This window comes from Moorella glycerini (assembly GCF_009735625.1).
Classification (GTDB): Bacteria; Bacillota; DSM-521; order Neomoorellales; family Neomoorellaceae; genus Neomoorella; species Neomoorella glycerini.
Window position 1 is genome coordinate 1435541 of sequence record NZ_CP046244.1, and the last position, 20776, is coordinate 1456316.

The 20776-nt window shown below is 56.1% G+C and carries 24 protein-coding genes and 2 tRNA genes; 25 read left to right on the top strand and 1 reads right to left on the bottom strand.

Going from position 1 to position 20776, the window contains the following annotated elements; genetic code table 11:
• The first annotated feature begins 136 nt into the window (after positions 1 to 136).
• The 13 genes from spoVT to lpdD all read left to right on the top strand — a co-directional run bounded on the left by spoVT (position 137) and on the right by lpdD (position 8027).
• Positions 137 to 688 (top strand): stage V sporulation protein T, encoded by a 552-nt coding sequence (spoVT, locus tag MGLY_RS07155; protein WP_054937440.1) that lies wholly within the window; start codon positions 137 to 139, stop codon positions 686 to 688.
• Positions 689 to 771: 83 nt separating this feature from the next.
• Positions 772 to 2238 (top strand): bifunctional methyltransferase/pyrophosphohydrolase YabN, encoded by a 1467-nt coding sequence (gene yabN, locus MGLY_RS18185; RefSeq protein WP_156272693.1) that lies wholly within the window; start codon positions 772 to 774, stop codon positions 2236 to 2238.
• Positions 2239 to 2314: 76 nt separating this feature from the next.
• The gene (locus MGLY_RS07165) at positions 2315 to 2590 is read left to right on the top strand and encodes an HU family DNA-binding protein (RefSeq protein ID WP_156272694.1); all 276 of its coding nucleotides are present in this window, start codon (positions 2315 to 2317) and stop codon (positions 2588 to 2590) included.
• Between the two features lie 55 nt (positions 2591 to 2645).
• Positions 2646 to 2915 carry an RNA-binding S4 domain-containing protein gene (locus tag MGLY_RS07170; RefSeq protein WP_156272695.1) on the top strand — a complete coding sequence of 90 codons (270 nt, stop codon included), beginning with the start codon at positions 2646 to 2648 and terminating at the stop codon, positions 2913 to 2915.
• Positions 2916 to 3030: 115 nt separating this feature from the next.
• Entirely contained in the window at positions 3031 to 3960 is a 930-nt protein-coding gene (locus tag MGLY_RS07175; RefSeq protein WP_156272696.1) for a SpoIID/LytB domain-containing protein, read from the top strand.
• A 156-nt stretch (positions 3961 to 4116) separates the two neighbouring features.
• Complete coding sequence (gene yabP, locus MGLY_RS07180; protein ID WP_156272697.1) at positions 4117 to 4383, top strand: sporulation protein YabP; 267 nt, start codon at positions 4117 to 4119, stop codon at positions 4381 to 4383.
• Entirely contained in the window at positions 4380 to 4853 is a 474-nt protein-coding gene (gene yabQ / locus MGLY_RS07185; protein WP_156272698.1) for a spore cortex biosynthesis protein YabQ, read from the top strand. The genes yabP and yabQ overlap by 4 nt, the downstream gene beginning before the upstream one ends.
• A 111-nt stretch (positions 4854 to 4964) precedes the next feature.
• On the top strand, positions 4965 to 5189 hold the full coding sequence (locus MGLY_RS07190; RefSeq protein ID WP_156272699.1) for an RNA polymerase sigma factor: 225 nt from the start codon (positions 4965 to 4967) through the stop codon (positions 5187 to 5189).
• A complete protein-coding gene (locus MGLY_RS07195; RefSeq protein WP_054935779.1) occupies positions 5182 to 5526 on the top strand; it encodes an FtsB family cell division protein in 345 nt (114 codons plus the stop codon). The genes MGLY_RS07190 and MGLY_RS07195 overlap by 8 nt, the downstream gene beginning before the upstream one ends.
• A gap of 85 nt (positions 5527 to 5611) precedes the next feature.
• Positions 5612 to 6010 carry a S1 RNA-binding domain-containing protein gene (locus MGLY_RS07200; protein WP_054935780.1) on the top strand — a complete coding sequence of 133 codons (399 nt, stop codon included), beginning with the start codon at positions 5612 to 5614 and terminating at the stop codon, positions 6008 to 6010.
• Positions 6011 to 6089: 79 nt separating this feature from the next.
• The gene (locus tag MGLY_RS07205) at positions 6090 to 6980 is read left to right on the top strand and encodes a Ppx/GppA phosphatase family protein (protein ID WP_156272700.1); all 891 of its coding nucleotides are present in this window, start codon (positions 6090 to 6092) and stop codon (positions 6978 to 6980) included.
• Complete coding sequence (locus MGLY_RS07210; RefSeq protein ID WP_156272701.1) at positions 6977 to 7546, top strand: UbiX family flavin prenyltransferase; 570 nt, start codon at positions 6977 to 6979, stop codon at positions 7544 to 7546. The genes MGLY_RS07205 and MGLY_RS07210 overlap by 4 nt, the downstream gene beginning before the upstream one ends.
• 79 nt (positions 7547 to 7625) lie before the next feature.
• Entirely contained in the window at positions 7626 to 8027 is a 402-nt protein-coding gene (gene lpdD, locus MGLY_RS07215) for a prenylated flavin chaperone LpdD (RefSeq protein ID WP_156272702.1), read from the top strand.
• Here the strand turns inward: lpdD and MGLY_RS07220 are convergent.
• Complete coding sequence (locus MGLY_RS07220) at positions 7981 to 8934, bottom strand: L,D-transpeptidase family protein (RefSeq protein ID WP_170290960.1); 954 nt, start codon at positions 8932 to 8934, stop codon at positions 7981 to 7983. The genes lpdD and MGLY_RS07220 overlap by 47 nt on opposite strands.
• Before the next feature lie 222 nt (positions 8935 to 9156).
• Here MGLY_RS07220 and MGLY_RS07225 point away from each other — a divergent pair, with 222 nt between their 5' ends.
• The 12 genes from MGLY_RS07225 (at position 9157) to MGLY_RS07280 (ending at position 20672) form a co-directional block, all read left to right on the top strand.
• Positions 9157 to 9588, top strand: coding sequence for a DMT family transporter (locus MGLY_RS07225; RefSeq protein ID WP_156272703.1), 432 nt, complete (start codon positions 9157 to 9159; stop codon positions 9586 to 9588).
• A gap of 49 nt (positions 9589 to 9637) precedes the next feature.
• Positions 9638 to 9714: transfer RNA gene (locus MGLY_RS07230), tRNA-Met, on the top strand.
• 12 nt (positions 9715 to 9726) lie between these two features.
• Positions 9727 to 9801 (top strand) — tRNA-Glu (locus tag MGLY_RS07235).
• 134 nt (positions 9802 to 9935) lie between these two features.
• Positions 9936 to 11978 (top strand): SpoIIE family protein phosphatase, encoded by a 2043-nt coding sequence (locus MGLY_RS07240; protein ID WP_156272704.1) that lies wholly within the window; start codon positions 9936 to 9938, stop codon positions 11976 to 11978.
• A 97-nt stretch (positions 11979 to 12075) separates the two neighbouring features.
• Complete coding sequence (gene tilS, locus MGLY_RS07245) at positions 12076 to 13440, top strand: tRNA lysidine(34) synthetase TilS (protein WP_156272705.1); 1365 nt, start codon at positions 12076 to 12078, stop codon at positions 13438 to 13440.
• A 92-nt stretch (positions 13441 to 13532) separates the two neighbouring features.
• Entirely contained in the window at positions 13533 to 15497 is a 1965-nt protein-coding gene (gene ftsH, locus MGLY_RS07250) for an ATP-dependent zinc metalloprotease FtsH (RefSeq protein ID WP_156272706.1), read from the top strand.
• Complete coding sequence (gene ndk / locus MGLY_RS07255; protein WP_170291204.1) at positions 15497 to 15925, top strand: nucleoside-diphosphate kinase; 429 nt, start codon at positions 15497 to 15499, stop codon at positions 15923 to 15925. Before ftsH ends, ndk begins: the two co-directional genes overlap by 1 nt.
• Before the next feature lie 35 nt (positions 15926 to 15960).
• Positions 15961 to 16470, top strand: a complete 510-nt coding sequence (locus MGLY_RS07260; protein ID WP_156272708.1) for a transcription repressor NadR — start codon at positions 15961 to 15963, stop codon at positions 16468 to 16470.
• 38 nt (positions 16471 to 16508) lie between these two features.
• Positions 16509 to 16859: a hypothetical protein gene (locus MGLY_RS07265; protein ID WP_156272709.1), complete on the top strand. Its 351-nt coding sequence runs from the start codon at positions 16509 to 16511 to the stop codon at positions 16857 to 16859.
• A 220-nt stretch (positions 16860 to 17079) separates the two neighbouring features.
• A complete protein-coding gene (locus tag MGLY_RS07270; RefSeq protein WP_156272710.1) occupies positions 17080 to 18759 on the top strand; it encodes a formate--tetrahydrofolate ligase in 1680 nt (559 codons plus the stop codon).
• Positions 18760 to 18868: 109 nt separating this feature from the next.
• A complete protein-coding gene (gene folP / locus MGLY_RS07275) occupies positions 18869 to 20062 on the top strand; it encodes a dihydropteroate synthase (RefSeq protein ID WP_156272711.1) in 1194 nt (397 codons plus the stop codon).
• An 85-nt stretch (positions 20063 to 20147) separates the two neighbouring features.
• Positions 20148 to 20672 (top strand): phosphatase PAP2 family protein, encoded by a 525-nt coding sequence (locus MGLY_RS07280; RefSeq protein WP_156272712.1) that lies wholly within the window; start codon positions 20148 to 20150, stop codon positions 20670 to 20672.
• The last annotated feature ends 104 nt before the right edge of the window (positions 20673 to 20776 follow it).

Below are 20776 nucleotides of genomic sequence, written 5' to 3' on the forward strand. Positions count from 1 at the left end.
GATTTTATCCATGGTACCAGTTATAGAAAAGGCAGGGAAAAAATGAATAAACCGTCCGGATGGATTATATACTAACAGTGAAAGCTAATCTTTGAAAGGGTTACCCGGAAAAGGGGTAAAGGGGGGATAGACAGCAGTGAAAGCGACAGGCATTGTACGGCGCATTGACGATCTAGGACGCGTGGTAATACCCAAGGAAATCAGGCGCACCCTGCGGATTCGCGAAGGTGATCCACTGGAAATCTTCGTCGACCGGGAAGGCGAGGTAATTTTAAAAAAATACTCGCCCATTGGTGAGCTGGGAGATTTTGCCAAGGAATATGCAGATTCGCTCCATGAAGCCATCGGGCATATAGCCTGTATTGCTGACCGGGACAACATTATTGCGGTGGCCGGTGCCCCCAAAAAGGAATTCCTGGATAAACCCATTGGGCCAGCAGTAGAAAAGGTCATGGAAGACCGTAAACCTGTGCTGATTAACTCTCCAACGGAAGACCTGTTCCCCATTGACGGTGAAGGCGAGGCCTATAAATTTACGGCTGAAGTTATTGCCCCCATAATTGCCGAGGGTGATCCCATCGGAGCGGTAATTATCTGCTCCCGGGAGCCAGGGGTGAAAATGGGGGATATGGAGCTGAAGCTGGCCGAGACGGCGGCAGGCTTCCTGGCCAAACAAATGGAACAATAAGAACGGCGCCCCGGCGCCGCTTTCTTTTTGGCCGGGTGTTGTGGTACAATAAAACGGTACTCTTTACCTGTGAGGCGAGGTAGATGGCAGGCAAGGTTATTATCGCCGGCATGGGGCCCGGTGACCCGGCCCAGGTGCCGCCGGCGGTCCTGGCGGCCCTGTCAGGAGTGGACAAGATCTACCTGCGGACGGCCCGGCACCCGGCTGTAGCAGCTTTAAAAGAGCGAGGATTGCAGTGGGAGAGCTTTGATAGTTATTATGAGCAGGCAGGAGATTTTGAGGAGCTCTACGGGCGGATTGTTACTACCTTACTCGGGGAGGCCAGGGATAAAGAGCTGGCCTACGTCGTACCAGGTCATCCTCTGGTAGCCGAAAGGAGTGTAACCCTGCTCCTGGAAGCTGCTCCCGCAGCCGGGGTGGACACGCGGGTAATACCGGCCATGAGCTGCCTGGACGCCCTGTATGCCACCCTGCACCTTGACCCCACCCGGGGCTTAACTGTTACCGATGCCCTGACTTTTACGTTAGATGGGCTGGATCCCGGGCTGGGACTGATACTCACCCAGGTTTACAACCAGAGGATAGCGTCCGACACCAAGTTGACTCTCATGGGCCTTTACCCGGATGAATATCCGGTAACGGTGGTCCGGGGCGCCGGCCTGGCCGGGGAAGAACGGGTGGCAACAGTACCTCTTTATGCCATCGACCGCCTGCCCTGGATCGATCACCTCACCAGTATTTACCTGCCCCCTTACCCGGCGGGCCGGGACCGGACCCTGGCGGGACTCAAAGCTATTATGGCCAGGCTACGCGGCGAGGGAGGTTGTCCCTGGGACCGGGAACAGACACACCAGTCTCTTAAACGTTACCTTATTGAAGAATCCTATGAAGTCCTGGAAGCCATTGATACCGGTGATATGCATAAACTGTGTGAGGAGTTGGGAGACTTACTGCTACAGGTGGTCTTCCATGCCCGGCTGGCCGAGGAAAACGGCTACTTTACCCTGGCCGACTGCCTGGAAGCTATCTGTGCCAAGATGCGCCGCCGTCACCCCCATGTTTTCGGTAATGCTAGTTTAAATACAGCCGGGGAGGTGCTGGCCCGCTGGGATCAAATTAAGGTAGCCGAAAAGAAAAGTAATGGAGAGGGGGAACCTTCGCTATTAAGTGTGCCCCGGGGTCTGCCCGCCCTCATGAAGGCCCTGAAGGTCCAGGAGCAGGCAGCCCGGGTGGGTTTTGACTGGAGTGACGTAACCGGCGTTTGGGCCAAAGTAGAGGAAGAGCTGGCGGAATTAAAAGAAGCTGTGGCCGGGGAAGAGCGCCGGGAACAGGCCGCTGAAGTGGGAGATGTCCTTTTTGCCTTAGTGAACCTGGCCCGCTGGCTCGGGGTGGAGCCAGAAGCTGCTTTGCAGGCCTCTGTCGATAAATTTATGCAACGTTTCCGGTACTTGGAGCAAAAGGCCCGGCAAAGGGGGCTGGATCTAAAAAGACTTTCCCTGGCGGAGATGGATGCCCTGTGGGAGGAAGCGAAAAAAATTCCAGGAAAATAAGAGGCAATGCAGGAGATTGTTGGATTATAGCGAATAAAAGTGAACAAGGGCAACTGATAGGCAGGAGGGATCACAAGTGAACAAAATGGATTTAGTGGCCAGCGTGGCTGAAAAAACCGACCTGACCAAAAAAGAAGCCGAAAAGGTAGTCAGCGCCGTGCTGGCCAGTATCGAAGAAGCCCTGGCCCAGGGCGATAAGGTGCAGCTTGTAGGCTTTGGTACCTTTGAGATCAAGGAAAGGGCCGCCCGGGTAGGGCGTAACCCCCGGACCGGTGAGGAAATCGAAATCGCAGCCACGCGAGTACCGGTTTTCAAAGCCGGCAAGGCTCTGAGGGAAGCTGTAGCCAAATAAGCAGGTAAAAGGGAAAATCAGGCAATACGCCTGATTTTCTGTTTGGAGGTACATTATGCGCCTGGATAAGTTTTTAAAGGTCTCCCGGTTAATTAAGAGGCGGACCCTGGCCAAGGAAGTGTGTGATGGTGGCGGGGTAGAGGTCAACCGCCGGCCAGCCAAGGCCGGTACAGAAGTAAAACCCGGTGACATTTTAACCTTAAAGCTGGGCAACCGCTGGCAGACGGTAGAGATCCTGGCCACACCGGAAAGTATAGCTGCCGACCGGGCTAAAGAAACTTACCGGGTTCTGGCTGAAGGCAAAACCGGGCCCGGTGAGCCCTAACTGGCCCCCGGCAACTGTACCACCTGGATGCATAGCCATGCCTGCTTCCTGCTTATACTAAGGTAAAACCCAGCACTGTAAGGTACCGGGTAAAACCTTAAAGGCAGGGACAAGCATGGCGTTAAAGCGTAAAGTGATAGCAACTATGGTAGGTCTGTTGTTCTTAAGCCAGGTTTTAGCAGGTTGCCGGGCCCCGGCCAGGCGACCCGCAGCCCAGGAACCCACCCTCTCCCTCTATGTTAACCAGACCGGCGAGGTTAAAAGGCTAAAAATAGAAGAATACCTGCCCGCCGTAGTAGCAGCGGAAATGGAGCCCGGCTGGCCCCTTAATGCCCTGGCGGCCCAGGCCATACTCGCCCGGACCTTTACCATGAAAAAGATCCAGGAAGGCGGGGTCAAGGCCCACGGTACCGATGCCTCCACCAGCGTGGAAGAGTTCCAGGCCTATAACCCTGCCAGGGTCAACGATAATGTCCGCCGGGCGGTAGAAATAACCCGCGGCCAGGTTATCAGGTACAAAGGGAACTACATCAATGCCTGGTTTCATGCTTCCGGCGGCTCACGGACGGCTGCTTCAGCAGTGGAGGGATTAAATTTCCGGCAGGAACCGGCACCTTACATCCAGAGTGTTCCCGACCCGGGGATGGCCATCACCACGCCGGAGAATAAAAGCTGGACGGCTACCTTCAGTACTGCTGAGGTGGCGGCGGCAGTAAGAAGAGTTACCGGCCAGGACCCGGGACCTATTACGGCGGTAAGTATTGCCGCCAAAGGCCCTTCAGGCCGGGCTACCCAGTTAAAGGTTGGCAACCTTACTGTCGATGCCCCGGCCCTGCGCCTCGCCCTGGGCAATGACCGCCTGCGTTCAACCCTGCTCACAGGTATAACCACCGGCAACGGCCGGGTAACCTTTAAGGGCGAGGGCTACGGCCACGGCGTGGGTATGAGTCAATGGGGAGCCAAAGTCCTGGCTGAACAGGGCAAATCACCCCAGGAGATTATTAAATACTTTTTTAAAGATGTGGAGCTGGTCAAGGCCTGGTAAATAGGGCCCAGGTCCTTAGGGGTAAGTGCCGGATTACCGGCCTTTTTTATTTCTTTTTTAGTACCCTCATTCATACAAATATATTACAATGCTGCTACTCCCATGATCTCACTTTCCACCTCTCACCTCTTACTTCTATTCAGGGGGGATGGCGTGATGGCTGACGGGCAGCACCAGCTCACCATTATCAACCGGCAAAAACTCGTTATCAACGGTGTCCTCCAGGTCCTTAATTACGATGAAGAAGAAATACTGCTGGAAACGACTATGGGTCTCCTGACTCTAAAGGGAAAAGATTTTAATATCAGTAATTTGAGCTTAGAGGCAGGCAATCTCGAGGCCAGTGGTACGGTAAATAATCTTAGCTACAGCGAGGGAAAGGGCGCCAGGGGTAAGGGCTTGCTCCAGCGCTTGCTTAAATGATCCCTGTACTGGAGCAGTGGCAGATATTTCTGGCCCTGTGCGGGGCAGGGCTTTTGCTGGCTTTCGCCTTTGATTGCTACCGCGTCGGCCGCTATTTCTGGCGGCCGGGACATTTAAGCACCCATATGGGTGATGCCCTGTTCTGGTTAACCTTTACTGCTTTAACCTTTACTTTGCTGATGTTCATTAACTGGGGTGAGGTACGGGCCTATGTTTTCCTGGCCCTGGGTCTGGGGACCATCCTGTATGCCGGTTTCTTAAGCCGGGGCACGCGCCGCCGGTTATACACCGGCGGGCGTTTACTGGCCAGGATGACGGCCATTGGCCGCCGCTTTTTAAGGCAGACAGTTCTGGTTGTCATTATTCCAGGGCGCCTGGTTTTTAGTTGTTTAACGTTCCCTTTGGCAGCCTTAAGACTTTTCCTGCGGCGCCACCACCCCGGCGGTCCTCCCGGCGGGGTGAAAGGTTAATTATTTTTCTCCCACCAGGAGGATTTTTTTTTAGGAGGGCGAATTATAAATTTTGTCCAATAGTTGTCCACAATATGTGCATAAATTGTGGACAAACATGGGGAAGATGGCGTGCAGATTGAAATTCGCGGCGCAGAAAAGCTGAGCTTCCGGGAACGCCAGGTGGTGGCCCTGAAAGAGATGGGCCTCAGCAATGAAGAAGTAGCACGCCGCCTGAACTTGAGTGCCAGCAGCGTGGCTACCCTTTACCACCGGGCCCGGACCAAGGGTTACCAGGTGGTAATTGTCCTGCCCGGCGACTCCTTAAGCCTATTTGCAGGTGAAGAAGATGGGTAAGGTAGTGCCATTTCCCAAAAGACGCTGGAACTGGCCGGGTATAGTAGTTAGTGTCCTGGCAATCTACCTTTTATACTCCTTTGCCCATGTAGGCCTGGCCCTGTACCAGACCAACCTCCAGATTAAGGCTTGCCAGGAGCAGAAGGCGGCTTTGCTGGCCGAAGGTAACCGCCTCCGGGAGCAGATTAAAGAGCTCAATAACGATAGTTACATTGAGCGGATGGCCCGGGAAGAACTGGGCCTGGTAAAACCTGGGGAAACAGTAATTATACCGGCGGTACCGGGCCAGGTACGGCCCTATATTCCTCCTCAGCCGGGCCATGAATTTCGTGATTAAAATTCCTCCAGGTTATTGACAAATTTCTTAACTCTTGCATATAATGGGAGTAGCTTTAAACGAAAACAGGAGGAATAGCATTCGTATGTCCATTGCCGTAGGCACCGTAGTGGAAGGAGTGGTCAGCGGGATCACCAAGTTCGGTGCCTTTGTAGAATTGCCCGGCGGCCTGACGGGGCTAGTCCATATTTCCGAGGTAGCCGACACCTACGTAAAAGATGTCAAGGATTTTATTAAGGAAAAGGACCGGGTAAAGGTTAAGGTTATCAATATTGACGAAAAGGGCAAAATCGGCCTTTCCATAAAGCGGGCTGATCCCAATTATGACGAAAACCGGCGCAGCCACCGCCACAACCGGGCTGCTGCGGCATCTTCCTTTGAGGACAAATTGGCCCGTTTCCTGAAGGAAAGCGACGAGCGTTTACAGGATCTCAAACGGCACACAGAGGCCAAGCGTGGCGGCCGGGGGGCACGCGGTTTTTAGGACTTTATTTTTTTAAAATTATATAAGTCAATCCATCCGGGCACCCTACAGGTGCCCTTTATTGTGCAGGTGAGCCGGAATGACATGCTATGCAGCCCTGGATATTGGTTCTAACTCCGTCCGCCTACTGGTTGGCGAGGTGCAAGGTGCCTCCGTGCAGCCTCTCCGGGCCGCACTCCGCAGCACCAGGTTGCTGGCCGGGGCAACGGATGGTTGGTTACAAAGGGCAGCCGTAGAGCGGACAGTGGCCGCCGTCGCCGAGCTGGCCGTCCTGGCCCGGGACTACCAGCCCCGGGACCTGGTTTGCGTTGCTACCAGTGCTGCCCGGGAGGCCCGTAATCCGGAACTTTTGCGGGCCGGGGTGGCAGGGGAGGCCGGGTTGGACTTAATTATTATCGATGGGCATACGGAAGCCCGCCTGGCCTACCAGGGCGCCCTGGCAGGCCTTAAGGAGCCGGTCCTAAATCCCCTGGTAATCGATATCGGTGGCGGCAGTACGGAACTCAGCTGGCAGGAGGAAGCTGGACTGCAACTGGTGAGCGTTAAGGTTGGTGCCGTGCGGGCTACGGAATCGGCCATGCCAAGGGTGGCTATGGAGACGGTGCTTGCTCCCGTTCTCGCCCGGGCGCGAAAAGTACGGCCGGGACAAATTATTGGTACCGGCGGGACCATAACCACCGTTGCGGCTCTGGAATTGGGCCTGGAGCGCTACCAACCGGAACTGGTTCATGGTATGATCTTAACTGCTGAGCAAGTTAAAAGCTGGCGCCGGGTTCTAACGGCCATGACCCTGGTTGAGAGGCGGCAGCTTCCCGGCCTCCAGCCGGAGCGGGCAGATATAATTGTCGCCGGCGTCACCATCCTGGAAATAATACTCACCGGACTGGCCGCAGGCAAGCTGGTGGTTAGCGAGACTGACCTCCTCTGGGGTTTACTGCTGGCCCGGGCTAGCGGGGAGAAACTGGCATGAGACTGGTAGTAGCAGTTACGGGAGCAACGGGGGCAGTTTATGCCGTCAGGCTCCTGGAGGCCTTAAAGGAGGCAGGGGTCGAGGTACATTTAATTTTAAGCCACTGGGCCGGGGAAACCCTGCGCCTGGAGACGGGTAGGGGAGTTGAAGCTGTCCAGTCCCTCGCCGCCTGTTGTTACCAGGAAAACGACCTGGCGGCCGCTGTGGCCAGCGGTTCATTCCAGCACCAGGGAATGGTGATCATTCCTTGCAGTATGAAAACCCTGGCCGGTATTGCCCATGGCTACGCCGCCAATCTCATTATGCGGGCGGCTGATGTCACCCTGAAAGAAGGGCGCCGGCTCATCCTGGTCCCCCGGGAGACGCCGTTAAGCGCCATTCACCTGGAAAATATGTTGTCCCTGGCTCGCCTGGGGGCAGTCATTATGCCGCCCATGCCCGCCTTTTATTACCGCCCCAGGACCGTTGACGAAGTGGTCAACCACCTGGTAGGTAGAATCCTCGATCAACTGGGACTACCTCACCACCTGGTACCGCGCTGGGAAGGAGCCACTAATTGGGAATAGCTGCCGGCTTGAGCCTGCGGCAGTCACGCGAAGACCGGGAAGCGTAGCCAAAACCAGCAAATTTTGGAGGTAGAGGGAATTGCGGCCGTTAACTTATATAGCCGGCAGGGGCCGGTATCGTATTTTTTGCCGGGTCTTCGCCACCAGGGAGGGCTATATTGTCCACCTCATGGGCGGTACCAGGCCCCATGTAGGTGCCGTGGCCCTGGGTTTACCGCGGCCTAGCTTAAAAGGTAACCACTTGAGTGCCACCACTTCGGTATTAACTCTCCTGGGCCATAAGGATGATGAACTGGCCCGGCCAGCGGCAGCCACCCTGGCGGCCGGTTTGAACGCACCGGTGGTGGTAGTTGCCGGGGTGCACATCGATGGAGCTTCTCCCGAAGAACTGGCCCGCCTGGAGATTAATACCCGCCGCGCGGTGGTGGGTATCATCAAGGTCTTGCACCGGGTACCTCAAAACCCAGGCTCCGCAACGTAGTTATATCCGCCACCCCGGTGGCCTTTAAGCCCTGGTGGAGTTGAAATTCCCTAACGGCCAGCTCTGTCATCAGGCCGTAGTCGCCGTCGGTAGGACCAAAAAGGTAAAACCCCTTTTCCCGGAGCCTGGCCTGCAGGGTTACTACTTCCGGTGAACCGTACCCGGGTTTCAGGGGACCGGTGGGCCGGGTATAGGGTCCTTTAACGACCACCGGGGTTCCTACAGGCAGCCAGGGGTAGATCTCTTCAATATCTTCGTTGTACATGCGAAAGCAACCTGCCGACGCCGCCCAGCCAATGGACCAGGGGCGGTTGGTGCCGTGGATGCCGTAGTTGCCCCAGGGGACATTGAGGCCCATCCAGCGGGTACCAAAGACGCCGCCGGCTTCATAGGCTTTGTCAATTATCTTCCACTCCCCGACGGGCGAAGGGCTGGTATATTTGCCGATGGCTACGGGGTACTGGCGGAAGACCTGGCCCTCTACCAGGATGGTAAGGACCAGGCGGTCGGTATCGACGATAACTTTGAGGTTTTTACCCTCCGGCGGGGCCGTCCTGGAAGCGTTGCGGGAGATTGAGGTACCCCGGGCCAGGGCCAGCCAGGTTGCCGGTCCTACCTGGCCCAGAGGGGTTAACCCCCGCTCTTTCTGGAAGTTAACGACAGCCCGGTTGGTGGCACCGTCGTAAACGCCATTGAGGGGGCCGATATAATAGCCAAGCTGTGCCAGGCGCAGCTGGAGGTCGCTGACGTCCAGCCCCCGCAGGGGGGGGTCTGTCAACTTCAACAACCGCTCTTCGCCGCAGCAGGGGCAGGGTCCGGGGGCTCCGGCCGCTACCGGCGCCATCGTTAACATTATAAAGATAAAGAGGGCCAGGAAAACCAGCAGCCAGGAGAGCCTGCACGGCAATGTCTCTTCCTCACAGGAGCAGATTCTAGCGGAGCCGTTCATTGAGGCAATCACCCCATCAGAGAAGACCCAACTGGAAACTAGCGCTCCATATAGTATTCCCAGGAACAGTTATCCTTTAAAGACACTTCCCCCCTGGTAAGTTGTACCATGGGTTTAGCCGGCCGCGGTTAGGGGTACATTAATCCAGGAATAAAACTAAAGGGCAGGGGAAGTTATTTTATGTTGCTAGCGCTTTTAATGGCCCTTGTTTCAGGTATAGCCATGGCCTTTCAGGGCTCCCTCAATTCAGCCCTGGGAAAAATTATTGGTCTCCTCCAGGCTACCCTCGTCGTCCACCTCACGGCTACCATAGTAGTGATTATCCTTCTTTTTACCCCTTTAAGCGACGGCAGTTTGAGTAAGCTGAGCCACTGCCCCTGGTACCTCTGGCTGGGGGGCCTGCTCGGCGTCCTCATTACTTACGGGGTAGTGGCCAGCATCCCCAGGGTTGGCGTAGCCCTGGCCACCACGGCTATTATTGTCGGCCAGGTATCTACCGCCCTGCTAATTGATCACTTTGGCTTATTTGGCCTGGATAAAATGCCCTTTACCTGGTGGAAGGCTGCTGGCCTGGTACTCCTGGCTGCCGGCGCCCGGTTAATGCTGAATTGAGCCTACCCCTTGACAAAAGGGCAAGATTCAGGCATAATATCTTCTGCATGGCGGTGTAGCTCAGCTGGTCAGAGCATGCGGTTCATACCCGCAGTGTCGTAGGTTCGAATCCTACCACCGCTACCATTTTTATGATCTGGCCCGTTAGTCAAGGGGTTAAGACACCGGTCTTTCAAGCCGGTAACAGGGGTTCGAATCCCCTACGGGCCACCAGTAAAACCACCCTGAAAAATGAGGGTGGTTTTTTAGTGTCGAAAGATTGTCCACCGCCGTTGCCTGAAGATGACAAGATTTTAGCGTAAAAGGGCGTATAATAATTGCCAGGTAATGGTAAAGGCGGTGGTTTTATGTCCGGCCAACCCGGAGTCCATCTTTACCGGCGGGAAGTCGAACTAACGGTAGCAACCCGCCTGGTCCTCGACTTTCTTTTCCTGGTGGCGGCATTTTGCCTGGCGCGGGGGGCTTTGCTGGAGGAACTTTTCCCCTTTGGACCGGCGGCAGTTATTACCGCCGCTGTCCGGCGGTCGCGCCTCCTCTGGCCAGTGGCCTTGATCAGCGTGGCCGGCAGCTGGTTCAGCAGCCCTGCTCCGGCCTACAGCCGCCTGCTCCTTTTTTTATTGCTGGGACTAATTTTTACCCTTTATCCCGCTTTACGCCGGGGCAGCATCTTGACCCAGGCCACCCTGGCGCCGGTGACCATTATCCTGGTCAGGGGATTAAGCCTTACCCTCTGGCAACCATCCTTTTATGGCTGGGTCCAGGTAATCTTTGAGGCCCTCCTGGCCTGGGGATTAAGTCTCGCTTTTCTCGCAGCAACCATGACCACGCGCCAGGAAGAGCGTCTCCTTGGCGGAGGCCTCTTTCTCGCAGGGGTACTCCTGGGCCTGCAGGGATGGCAGCTCTTTGGCCTTTCCTTGCAGGGCCTGATTAGCAGCTATATCCTCCTGCTGGTGTCTCTGGCTGGAGGGCCGGGGACCGGGGCGGCGGCCGGGGCGGCGGTCGGCTTTTTGCCCAGTCTCTCCCATCTGGTAACGCCGGCCCTGGCAGGTTTACTTGCCTTTGCCGGTTTAATTGCCGGTTCCCTGAAAAGCCTGGGCAAGCCGGGGGTTATCAGTGGCTTCCTGCTGGCCCACCTGCTTTTAGCCAGCTATTTCCTTGGGCAGGATAGTGCCCTGGCGGCTTTAAAGGAAGGTGGTCTGGTGGCTCTGGCCCTGGCAGCCACCCCCTCTTTCCTGATCAATTACCTGCAAAGATTCCTGGCGGCACCGGTAACCATGCCGGCGGTACAGGAGGGCCATGGCCGTCAAGAGAGATTAAAGACGGCCTTAAAAAGCTTGGCCCGGAGTCTTAAATTTACTGGCTTTAAGGAAAGTCCCATGGTTACCGTGCGCCAGGTAGCCAGGGCCACCTGCCGTGGTTGCCCGGCCGGCAAGGTGTGCTGGGAACTGGAAGGCGAACAAATGGTAACCCTGCTGCAGGAATTATTACAAAAGGGAAGCCAGGGTTCCCTGACTACTGCCGATATACCTGAATGGCTGTCCTCACGTTGTAGCCGTTGCCGGGAACTCCTGGCAGCGTTAACAGGTGAGGCCATTAAAATGCAGGTACGTCCGCCAGAAGACGGCTTGAATAACTGGCTGGCAGCCACCTTTGAAACCCTGGCAGCAATGCTGGTTAACGGGGGACCAAACACAGGGACCGGGGCAGGGGAAGGGGAGGAACTGCCTTTATGGCAGGTTACCGTCGGGATGGCGGCTGCTCCCCGCTACCAGGCAGAGGTTTCCGGCGACACCTGTTTGGCAGGCCCCCTTGAACCCGGGAGGCAACTGCTGGTTCTGGGAGATGGTATGGGTGCCGGGCGGGAGGCTGCGGAAACAAGTGCTACGGCCATCGAACTGGTCCGGGACTTGCTGGCGGCCGGCTTTACCCCGGAAATGGCCCTGCGGACCATCAATATGATCCTGCTGTTAAGATCGCCTAAAGAGAGTTTTACTACCTGTGACCTGGCTTTAATTAACTGTGGCACCGGTACGGCTGAATTTTATAAACTGGGAGCCTGCCCTACCTTCATCCAGCGGGATGGCCAGGTAAAAACCCTGAGTAGCCACTCTTTACCGGCAGGGATCCTGGAGGATCTGCAGGTGGAACCCCTCCGGGAAGAGTTGCAGGATGGTGATTTACTGGTCATGGTTAGCGACGGTATCCTGGAAGCCCACCGGGACATAAACGAAAAGGAAAGATGGCTGGCTAAAGCTTTACAGCGTGTAGGCGATGCCCGGCCCCAGGAAATAGCCGACCGTTTATTAAAACAGGCCCGGGCCCTCGTTGACGGCAAGCCCCGGGATGATATGACGGTTATGGTAGCCAGGATGGAAAGGAGTGGCGTATAAAGGATATTATTTAAGGAAAAACTCACCAGAAGAAGCAGGAAAAAGGCCCGTCATGCCGAAATAAAGGCAATATGATGACCTTTGAAGGTGGACCTTTATGCTGGACCGGGTCCGGCAGACAGTCCGGAGATACGGCCTCCTGGTACCAGGGGATAAAGTAGTGGTAGGGGTTTCCGGGGGGCCGGATTCCCTGGCCCTGCTGCACAGCCTGCGGGCTTTACAGGAGGAATTTGGTCATACCCTGCATGTCGCCCATTTAAACCACGGGTTACGCCCGGAGGCGGCTGCCGATGCCGAATATGTTCGTAACCTGGCCAGGAGATGGGGCCTGCCGGTGACAATGGCCAGGCGGGATGTGGCTGCTTACCAGCAGGAGCACCGCCTGTCCCTGGAGGAAGCAGCCCGGGAAGTACGTTACCGCTTTCTCTTGGAAGTGGCCACTGCGGTGGGGGCCAGTAAAATTGCCGTTGGCCACCAGGCCGATGACCAGGCCGAAACGGTTTTATTAAATCTCCTGCGGGGGAGTGGCCTGACAGGGCTTAAAGCCATGGTGCCCCAGCGCGGCCAGGTTATCAGGCCGTTGCTTTTTATTTCCCGGGCGGAAATAGAGGCCTACTGTCGCCAGCAGGGCCTTGAACCCCGCCAGGACTTTACGAATTGGGACATCACTTTGAGGCGTAATAAAATCCGGCACCAGTTATTACCCTTCCTGGCCCGGGAATTTAACCCGGCCATTGTCAGGACCTTAAGCCGGACCGCCGTTATCCTCCAGGAAGAAGAAGAGATCCTGGCCAATCTTGCCGGGGAAGCCTTTGCCAGGGTAAAAATACACCAGGAACCCGGCTGCCTGGTCCTGGACCGGGAGGAATGGCTATCCCTGGCTCCGGGAATCCAGCGCCGGGTTCTGCGCCTGGCGGCTGTTTCCCTGGGCAGAAAGGTAAGCTTCAACCAGGTAGAAGGGGCCCGGGAGATGGCTTCCCGGGGTGGCACCATTACCTGGCCGGGGCATTTAAGGGTAGAGGCCAGGGGGACGGAATTAATCCTGCTGGTCCCGGCCGCGGGGCCCCGGGCCATAACTTTTTCCTACCCGCTGCAGGTACCGGGGTTAACGCCTTTACCGGAAGTAGGACGGGCCATCCGTGCCGGGCTTGGAGAGCCGCCCTCGACTTTTAAGGGCAGGGAGGATGAGGCCTGGCTGGACTGGGATAAATTAGAAAAGCCCCTGGTGGTACGTAACTGGCAGCCGGGGGATTATTTCCGGCCCCTGGGTCTTGCCGGTAACAAGAAACTCCAGGATTTTTTCAGCGACATTCATTTACCCGCGGCCAGGCGTCACCTGGTACCCCTGGTTATAAGCGGCCGGCGTATTGCCTGGGTGGCCGGTTTGCGCCCGGCCGATGATTTTAAAATTACGCCGGCAACGCGCCTGGCCCTGCACCTGCAGCTGGAACCCTGGCCATAAAATAAAATATAAAGTTAAATTGCAATCATATTTGCCGTATGCTACAATATATAGCTATAAGATGCAGGGCGGGGTAAGAGGAGGGTGACCCGTTGAATCGAATTTTTAAGAACCTGGCCGTATATCTGCTCATAGTATTACTGGCAGTCTCCATCATCAGGTTGTCGACGCCGGTGGAGAAGACTGTAGAAGAGTGGGATTTGACTCGCTTTTACCAGGCAGTAGATCAGGGTCAGGTTCTGGAAGTTACTTTAACACCCCATGATAATATTATTAAAGTCGATGGTATCCTGAAAAATAATGCCCGGTTTACAGTCAATGCACCTGCGGCGGCCAACTTGATCGATCGTCTTACCGAGAAAGGTGTCATTGTCAAAGCCCAGCTGCCGCCGCAACCGCCCTGGTGGACAAATTTACTTGGGAGCCTGCTACCGATCCTCCTGCTGGTGGGCCTGGTATTCTTTATGATGCAGCAGACCCAGGGGGGCGGCTCGCGGGTGATGCAGTTTGGCAAGAGCCGGGCGCGGTTGCATACCGATGAAAAACGCAAGGTCACTTTTAACGACGTCGCCGGCGCTGATGAGGCCAAAGAGGAATTAGAAGAAGTCGTGGAGTTCCTCAAAAACCCGCGCAAGTTTAATGAACTGGGGGCGCGCATCCCCAAGGGTGTCCTCCTTTACGGGCCTCCCGGGACGGGGAAAACTTTGCTGGCCCGGGCCGTGGCCGGGGAAGCAGGGGTACCTTTCTTCAGCATCAGCGGTTCTGATTTTGTGGAAATGTTTGTTGGCGTGGGTGCTTCCCGGGTGCGGGACCTTTTTGAGCAGGCTAAAAAGAATTCGCCATGTATCGTCTTTATTGATGAGATTGATGCCGTTGGTCGCCAGCGGGGTGCCGGCCTGGGCGGTGGGCACGATGAGCGGGAACAAACTTTGAACCAGTTACTGGTAGAAATGGACGGCTTTAATGCCAACGAAGGGATTATTATCATCGCGGCCACCAACCGGCCCGATATCCTGGACCCGGCCCTGCTGCGACCGGGGCGTTTTGACCGCCAGATAGTCGTCGATGTACCGGATGTAGTGGGCCGGAAAGAGATTTTAAAGGTCCATGTCCGCGGTAAGCCCCTGGATGAAACCGTAGACCTGGATGTCCTGGCGCGGCGGACGCCGGGCTTTACCGGGGCCGACCTGGCCAACCTGGTCAACGAAGCAGCCTTACTGGCTGCCCGGCGCGGTAAGCGTAAGATCAGCATGGAAGAGATGGAAGATTCCATCGAGCGGGTCATAGCTGGCCCGGAGAAAAAGTCGCGGGTTATCAGCGACTATGAAAAAAGGCTGGTGGCCTTCCACGAAGCGGGCCACGCCCTGCTGGGCCATTATTTGCCCCATACCGACCCCCTGCATAAAGTTTCCATTATCCCCCGCGGGCGGGCCGGCGGTTACACCCTGCTCTTACCCAAAGAAGATCGCCGTTATATGACCAAGTCCCAGATCCTGGACCAGGTAACCATGCTCCTGGGCGGCCGGGTGGCCGAAGCCCTGGTATTAAAGGAAGTCAGTACGGGAGCCCAGAATGACCTGGAGCGAGCAACGGAACTGGTGCGCAAAATGATCACTGAGTTCGGCATGTCTGATGAACTGGGACCCCTGACCTTCGGCCGTAAGCAAGAAACCGTCTTCCTGGGCCGGGATATAGCCCGGGACCGAAATTATAGCGAAGCAGTAGCCTTTTCCATTGACAAGGAAGCCCGTCGTATAATTGATGAATGCTATAACCGGGCCAAAGAACTCCTCCAGAAGCATATGGCCGAACTACACCTGGTGGCCAGGGCATTAATGGAAAAGGAAACCCTGGAAGCCGAAGAATTTACAGCTATTATTGAAGCCTATAACCAGGAGCACAATCCGGAAGAAGACAAGCAAGGGAACCAGCAACAGGAAAACCTGCAGCCGGCAGCTACCGCTGGGACAGGAGTTGAAAGCACCAAAGGCGGCGGTCCCCCTAAGGACCTGCTGATCAAATTAACTTACCTCGGTTGTTTGAAAGGAGTATGGTAGTGGAACGCACCTTTGCCATGATTAAACCCGAAGGGGTAGAACGGGGACTGATCGGGGCTATCATCGGCAGGATTGAACTTAAAGGTTACCGGATTGTGGCCCTGAAAATGCTGCGGCTAACGCCGGAGCTGGCAGCCAGGCATTATGCCGAGCACCAGGGTAAACCCTTTTACCGGGAACTTATCAGCCACATTACCTCGGGTCCGGTGGTAGCCATGGTGCTGGAAGGCCCCGGCGTCATCGCCAGCTTAAGGCAAATGATGGGCGCCACTAACCCTAAAGATGCTGCTCCCGGTACCATCCGCGGGGATTATGCCCTTGAGGTGGGCAAGAATGTTATTCATGGTTCGGATTCCCCGGCCAGTGCGGCCCGGGAAATAGCCCTCTTTTTTACCCCCGGCGAACTGGGGGAAGAGCAGGCCGGGTAACCGGCCTTTTTCTTTAGGGGAGGCCCAAAAGGTTTATGAAAGCCAGTGAACGCCGGCAGAGGATCATCGAACTTTTAGAAAACAACCAGCCCCGCAAGGGCACCGAGCTGGCCGCCCTCCTTGGCGTCAGCCGCCAGGTTATTGTCCAGGATGTGGCCGTATTGAGGGCGGCAGGATTCAATATCCTGGCCACCCCCCAGGGCTATCTCCTGCCGGGTCCGGATACCCGCTGCCGGCGTACCTTTGCCTGCCAGCATGACCTGGCCGGCCTGGAGCGGGAATTACAGATTATGGTCGATTATGGAGGGAAAGTAATTGACGTTGTAGTAGAACACCCCCTGTACGGGGAAATCCGCGGTTACCTGATGCTCGCCTCCCGTTATGACGTCCAGAAGTTTGTCGCCGATTTAAAGGCCAGCGGGGCCAGACCCCTGTATACCCTTACTGGTAGCGGTGTGCACCTGCATACCGTGGAAGCAGCCAGGGAAGATATTTTAGATATAATTGCAGCCCACCTTGCCAGGGCAGGTTTTCTTCTCGAATAGGATGCTAAGGGTAGAACGAAAAGGGGTGGTGAGGAAGGATGAAGGCCCTGGAGTATACCCTTTATCTCGGTACCGACGACGTGCGGGTGGCCTACCACCTGGCCCGGGTTCTGAACCAGAAAGGAGGTGGAGCAATCACGGCCAGGGGGCAAGAAGCCGGCCGGCAAACTGCCGTAGTAGTCCATATCCTGGAGTGGCAGGCCTTTCCCCTCATGCGGGTCCTGGAAACGGCCCGGGTCGCTGCCAGGACTTTTAATGTTCAGGTAAGCAGGGGAGTTTTAGGACCTGCTCCCCGGGAGGCCATCCTGGAAGTAGCCAGGCAGGCCCTCTTGCTGGACAGCCTGCCGGTCATTGCCGGACCTGACCCTGGTGAGAGCGCAACAGGTTAATATATTTGCTTTCTCTCCTGTTATGAAGCACAAAATTTAATTGTTTGTTTTTTGTAAAGAAAGGTTTATAATTATGAATGATGGGCCGGGCGGACAGGCTGTGGTAGCAACCAAATAAATAAGTGAGTGGGGGTAGCAGGAAAATTAGAGTTTGTGTAGAATTTCACTATTAACCACATAACTGGATGTACATTTTTTCGAATTGGAAGGAGTGTTCAAATTGGCCAACGTACCCAGCGATATTGAAATCGCCCAGGCGGCCAGAATGAAACCTGTCATGGAGCTGGCCCGGGCCCTGGGCATTGAGGAAGATGAAGTAGAGTTATACGGTAAATACAAGGCAAAAATCTCCCTTGATGTCTACCGCCGGCTCAAGGATAAACCGGATGGCAAGCTCATCCTGGTCACGGCCATTACCCCCACCCCTGCCGGTGAAGGCAAAACTACCACCAGTGTCGGCCTGACAGACGCCCTGGCCCGCCTGGGAAAAAAGGTTATGGTTTGCCTGCGGGAGCCCTCCTTAGGTCCCAGCTTTGGCATCAAAGGTGGCGCTGCCGGCGGCGGTTATGCCCAGGTAGTACCCATGGAAGACATCAACCTGCACTTTACCGGTGACATCCATGCTGTCACCTATGCCCATAACCTCCTGGCGGCCATGGTAGATAACCACCTCCAGCAGGGCAACGCTTTAAACATCGATCCCCGGACCGTTACCTGGCGGAGGGTTATTGATCTTAATGACCGCGCCCTGCGCAATATTGTTATCGGCCTGGGCGGTAAAGCCAATGGTGTCCCCCGGGAGACCGGTTTTGATATCTCGGTAGCCTCGGAAGTCATGGCCTGCCTGTGCCTGGCCAGCGACCTCATGGACTTGAAGGAGCGTTTCCGCCGGATTGTCGTCGGCTACACCTATGACGGCAAGCCCGTAACTGCCGGCGACCTGGAAGCCCAGGGTTCCATGGCCCTGCTGATGAAGGACGCCATTAAGCCCAACCTGGTCCAGACCCTGGAGAACACCCCCGCCTTCGTCCACGGCGGTCCCTTTGCCAATATCGCCCACGGCTGCAACAGCATAACCGCTACCAAGACGGCCCTGAAACTTGCCGACTACGTCGTTACCGAGGCCGGTTTCGGTGCCGATCTGGGGGCAGAGAAGTTTTATGACGTTAAGTGCCGTTATGCCGGTCTCAAGCCCGACGTTACTGTCATTGTCGCCACCGTCCGCGCCCTCAAAATGCACGGCGGCGTACCGAAATCGGATCTGGCCACGGAAAACCTGGCAGCCCTGCGCCAGGGCTTTGAGAACCTGGAGAAACATATTGAAAACGTTGGCAAATTCGGGGTGCCGGCCGTGGTGGCCATTAACGCCTTCCCCACCGACACGGAAGCTGAATTAAATCTCCTCTATGACCTGTGCAACAAAGCCGGTGCCGAAGTGGCCCTGTCCGAAGTCTGGGCTAAAGGTGGCGCCGGCGGCATTGAACTGGCCCAAAAAGTTCTCAAAACCATTGAAACCAAACCGGCTAACTTCCATCCCCTCTATGAACTGGACCTCAGCATCAAAGAAAAGATTTATAAAATCGCTACCGAGATTTACGGCGCCGATGGGGTTAATTACACGGCCGAGGCCGACAAGGCCATCGAGCGCTTTGAAGCCATGGGTTACGGCAACCTGCCGGTGGTCATGGCCAAGACCCAGTACTCCTTCTCTGACGACATGACCAGGCTGGGGCGGCCGCGGAACTTTACCATTACCGTCCGCGAGGTAAGGCTCTCAGCTGGGGCCGGCTTTATCGTACCCATTACCGGTACCATTATGACCATGCCCGGCCTGCCTAAACGCCCGGCAGCCTGCAATATTGATATTGATGCCGACGGTGTTATCACCGGGCTGTTCTAAAGCTATAGCGCCCTTGCTAATCTTATGCCTGGACCCCACCCCTCTGGCGGGTGGGGTTTTTGCTGCCAGGCATGGCGAATGGTATAATATACTGCGGAGGATGATTTCTATGTCCTGGCAGGAGACCATAGAAGTAATTAACGTTCCCGAGGCAGCAACGGCCAGAAAATTGATGGAGGAGATTGGTGTCGATGCCCGGGGTATTGAGCTGATGGTACCCAAGGCCCTGCATTACTGCCTCAAGCTGAAAGATGTACCGGCCAGGGCGGCCAATATCTTAAAACAAGAAATGCTGGCCCGGGGCGGCGAGGCGGCCATGGCGGCAGGCGTAGCCGGCTGGTCCATCGAGAAGACCGATGTCCTGCTCTTTGCCACCAGGCGCCAGCTGGAACTTCTGGTAGAAAAGCTGCCCCAGCAGTATTTTGGCTTAAACAAGCTGGCTGCCGCGCTTAAAGCTACCCTGGACAGCTGGGAAAAGACAGGTGTCCAGGTGATCCAATGCCCGCGGGGTCCCCTCGTCCTGGGCCGGCGGACCCTGGTCATGGGGATTGTCAATGTAACGCCGGATTCCTTTTCCGATGGCGGCCATTTTTATGACCCCGGGGCGGCGGTGGAGCATGCCCACCGGCTGGTGGATGAAGGGGCCGATATCATCGACGTAGGCGGGGAATCAACCCGTCCCGGTCACGAGCCGGTGCCGGCCGAAGAAGAATGGCGCCGCCTGGAACCGGTTTTAAAGCGCCTGGCGGCCGAAATCAAAGTCCCTATTTCCGTGGATACCTATAAAGCTATTACGGCCCGGCGGGCCCTGGACCTGGGGGTTGATATCATTAACGATATCTGGGGCTGCCGGGCCGACGCCGCCATGGCTGCCGTGTGTGCACATTACCGGGCACCGATCATTATCATGCACAACCAGCAGGGGACAACCTACCGGGATTTAATGTTCGACATCCTCGCTTCCCTGCGGGAAAGTATCCGCCTGGCAGAAGAGAACGGGATACCCCCGGGGCAGATTATTATCGACCCTGGTATTGGTTTTGGCAAGGACCTGCAGCAGAACCTGGAAGTAATGGCCCGCTTACAAGAGCTAAAAGTACTGGGCAAACCCATCCTCCTGGGCACTTCGCGCAAGTCAATGATTGGTAAGACCCTCGATCTACCCGTTGACCAGCGCCTGGAGGGAACGGCCGCTACAGTGGCCTTAGGAGTAGCCCAGGGAGTCGATATAATTCGCGTTCATGACGTCCGGGCCATGGTACGGGTGGCCCGGATGGCCGATGCCATTGTGCGCCGGTTTTAACTTAATCTTAAAGTTACTTCTATTGCCGTTTAAATATTCTTAAGGTAAAATGAAGGGGCAAGAGCTAAAGAAAGGGAGAGGAGTTTTGACTTTAAGGCGCTGGTTGAAGGCGGGCGACTGTTACCTCTTTTATTATGTTAACCAACGCCTGCAGTGCCCCCTGCTGGACCAGACCATGCCCTGGTTTACCATGCTGGGAAGCGCTACCTTTGGACTGGCCCTTTCCCTGGCGACTGCTCTGCTGGGCCGGGAGCAAACGCGCCTGGCCGGCTGGCAGGCCATGCTGGCCCTGGTGGGCAGTCACCTGGTAGTCAGGTTTTGTAAAGGCCTGGTGGGCCGGAGTCGTCCCTACCTGGTCCTTCCCGGGGCCCGTTACCTGGCCCGGCCCTGGCAGGACTTTTCCTTCCCCTCGGGACATACGGCTGCCAGTTTTTCCCTGGCGGTAGTCTTCGCCCTGAATTTCCCGGTCCTTACCTGGCCGCTGGTTACGGCGGCCGGTTTAACCGGGCTCAGCCGCATGTATGTGGGCATGCACTACCCCTCCGATGTCCTGGGCGGGGCTACAGTTGGTGCCCTTTTTGCTTATGGAGTTCATTCCTGGCCCTGGTAGCTAACACAATTCCGGTAATACCCGCCGGGGGAGGCTGCCTTGCCTCTTAACTTGCAGGATGCAGGCCCGGGAGCTACCTTAATGATATCCGCTACGTGTTAAGG

What these genes read in the sequence shown, in the direction of transcription:
- MGLY_RS07170 (WP_156272695.1), top strand. Translation starts at nt 2,646, where the DNA reads ATGCGCCTGGATAAGTTTTTAAAGGTCTCCCGGTTAATTAAGAGGCGG.
- yabN (WP_156272693.1), top strand. Translation starts at nt 772, where the DNA reads ATGGCAGGCAAGGTTATTATCGCCGGCATGGGGCCCGGTGACCCGGCC.
- tilS (WP_156272705.1), top strand. Translation starts at nt 12,076, where the DNA reads ATGCTGGACCGGGTCCGGCAGACAGTCCGGAGATACGGCCTCCTGGTA.
- MGLY_RS07200 (WP_054935780.1), top strand. Translation starts at nt 5,612, where the DNA reads ATGTCCATTGCCGTAGGCACCGTAGTGGAAGGAGTGGTCAGCGGGATC.
- folP (WP_156272711.1), top strand. Translation starts at nt 18,869, where the DNA reads ATGTCCTGGCAGGAGACCATAGAAGTAATTAACGTTCCCGAGGCAGCA.
- MGLY_RS07205 (WP_156272700.1), top strand. Translation starts at nt 6,090, where the DNA reads ATGACATGCTATGCAGCCCTGGATATTGGTTCTAACTCCGTCCGCCTA.
- MGLY_RS07195 (WP_054935779.1), top strand. Translation starts at nt 5,182, where the DNA reads ATGGGTAAGGTAGTGCCATTTCCCAAAAGACGCTGGAACTGGCCGGGT.
- MGLY_RS07210 (WP_156272701.1), top strand. Translation starts at nt 6,977, where the DNA reads ATGAGACTGGTAGTAGCAGTTACGGGAGCAACGGGGGCAGTTTATGCC.
- MGLY_RS07240 (WP_156272704.1), top strand. Translation starts at nt 9,936, where the DNA reads ATGTCCGGCCAACCCGGAGTCCATCTTTACCGGCGGGAAGTCGAACTA.
- MGLY_RS07225 (WP_156272703.1), top strand. Translation starts at nt 9,157, where the DNA reads ATGTTGCTAGCGCTTTTAATGGCCCTTGTTTCAGGTATAGCCATGGCC.
- MGLY_RS07260 (WP_156272708.1), top strand. Translation starts at nt 15,961, where the DNA reads ATGAAAGCCAGTGAACGCCGGCAGAGGATCATCGAACTTTTAGAAAAC.
- yabQ (WP_156272698.1), top strand. Translation starts at nt 4,380, where the DNA reads ATGATCCCTGTACTGGAGCAGTGGCAGATATTTCTGGCCCTGTGCGGG.
- yabP (WP_156272697.1), top strand. Translation starts at nt 4,117, where the DNA reads ATGGCTGACGGGCAGCACCAGCTCACCATTATCAACCGGCAAAAACTC.
- MGLY_RS07175 (WP_156272696.1), top strand. Translation starts at nt 3,031, where the DNA reads ATGGCGTTAAAGCGTAAAGTGATAGCAACTATGGTAGGTCTGTTGTTC.
- MGLY_RS07265 (WP_156272709.1), top strand. Translation starts at nt 16,509, where the DNA reads ATGAAGGCCCTGGAGTATACCCTTTATCTCGGTACCGACGACGTGCGG.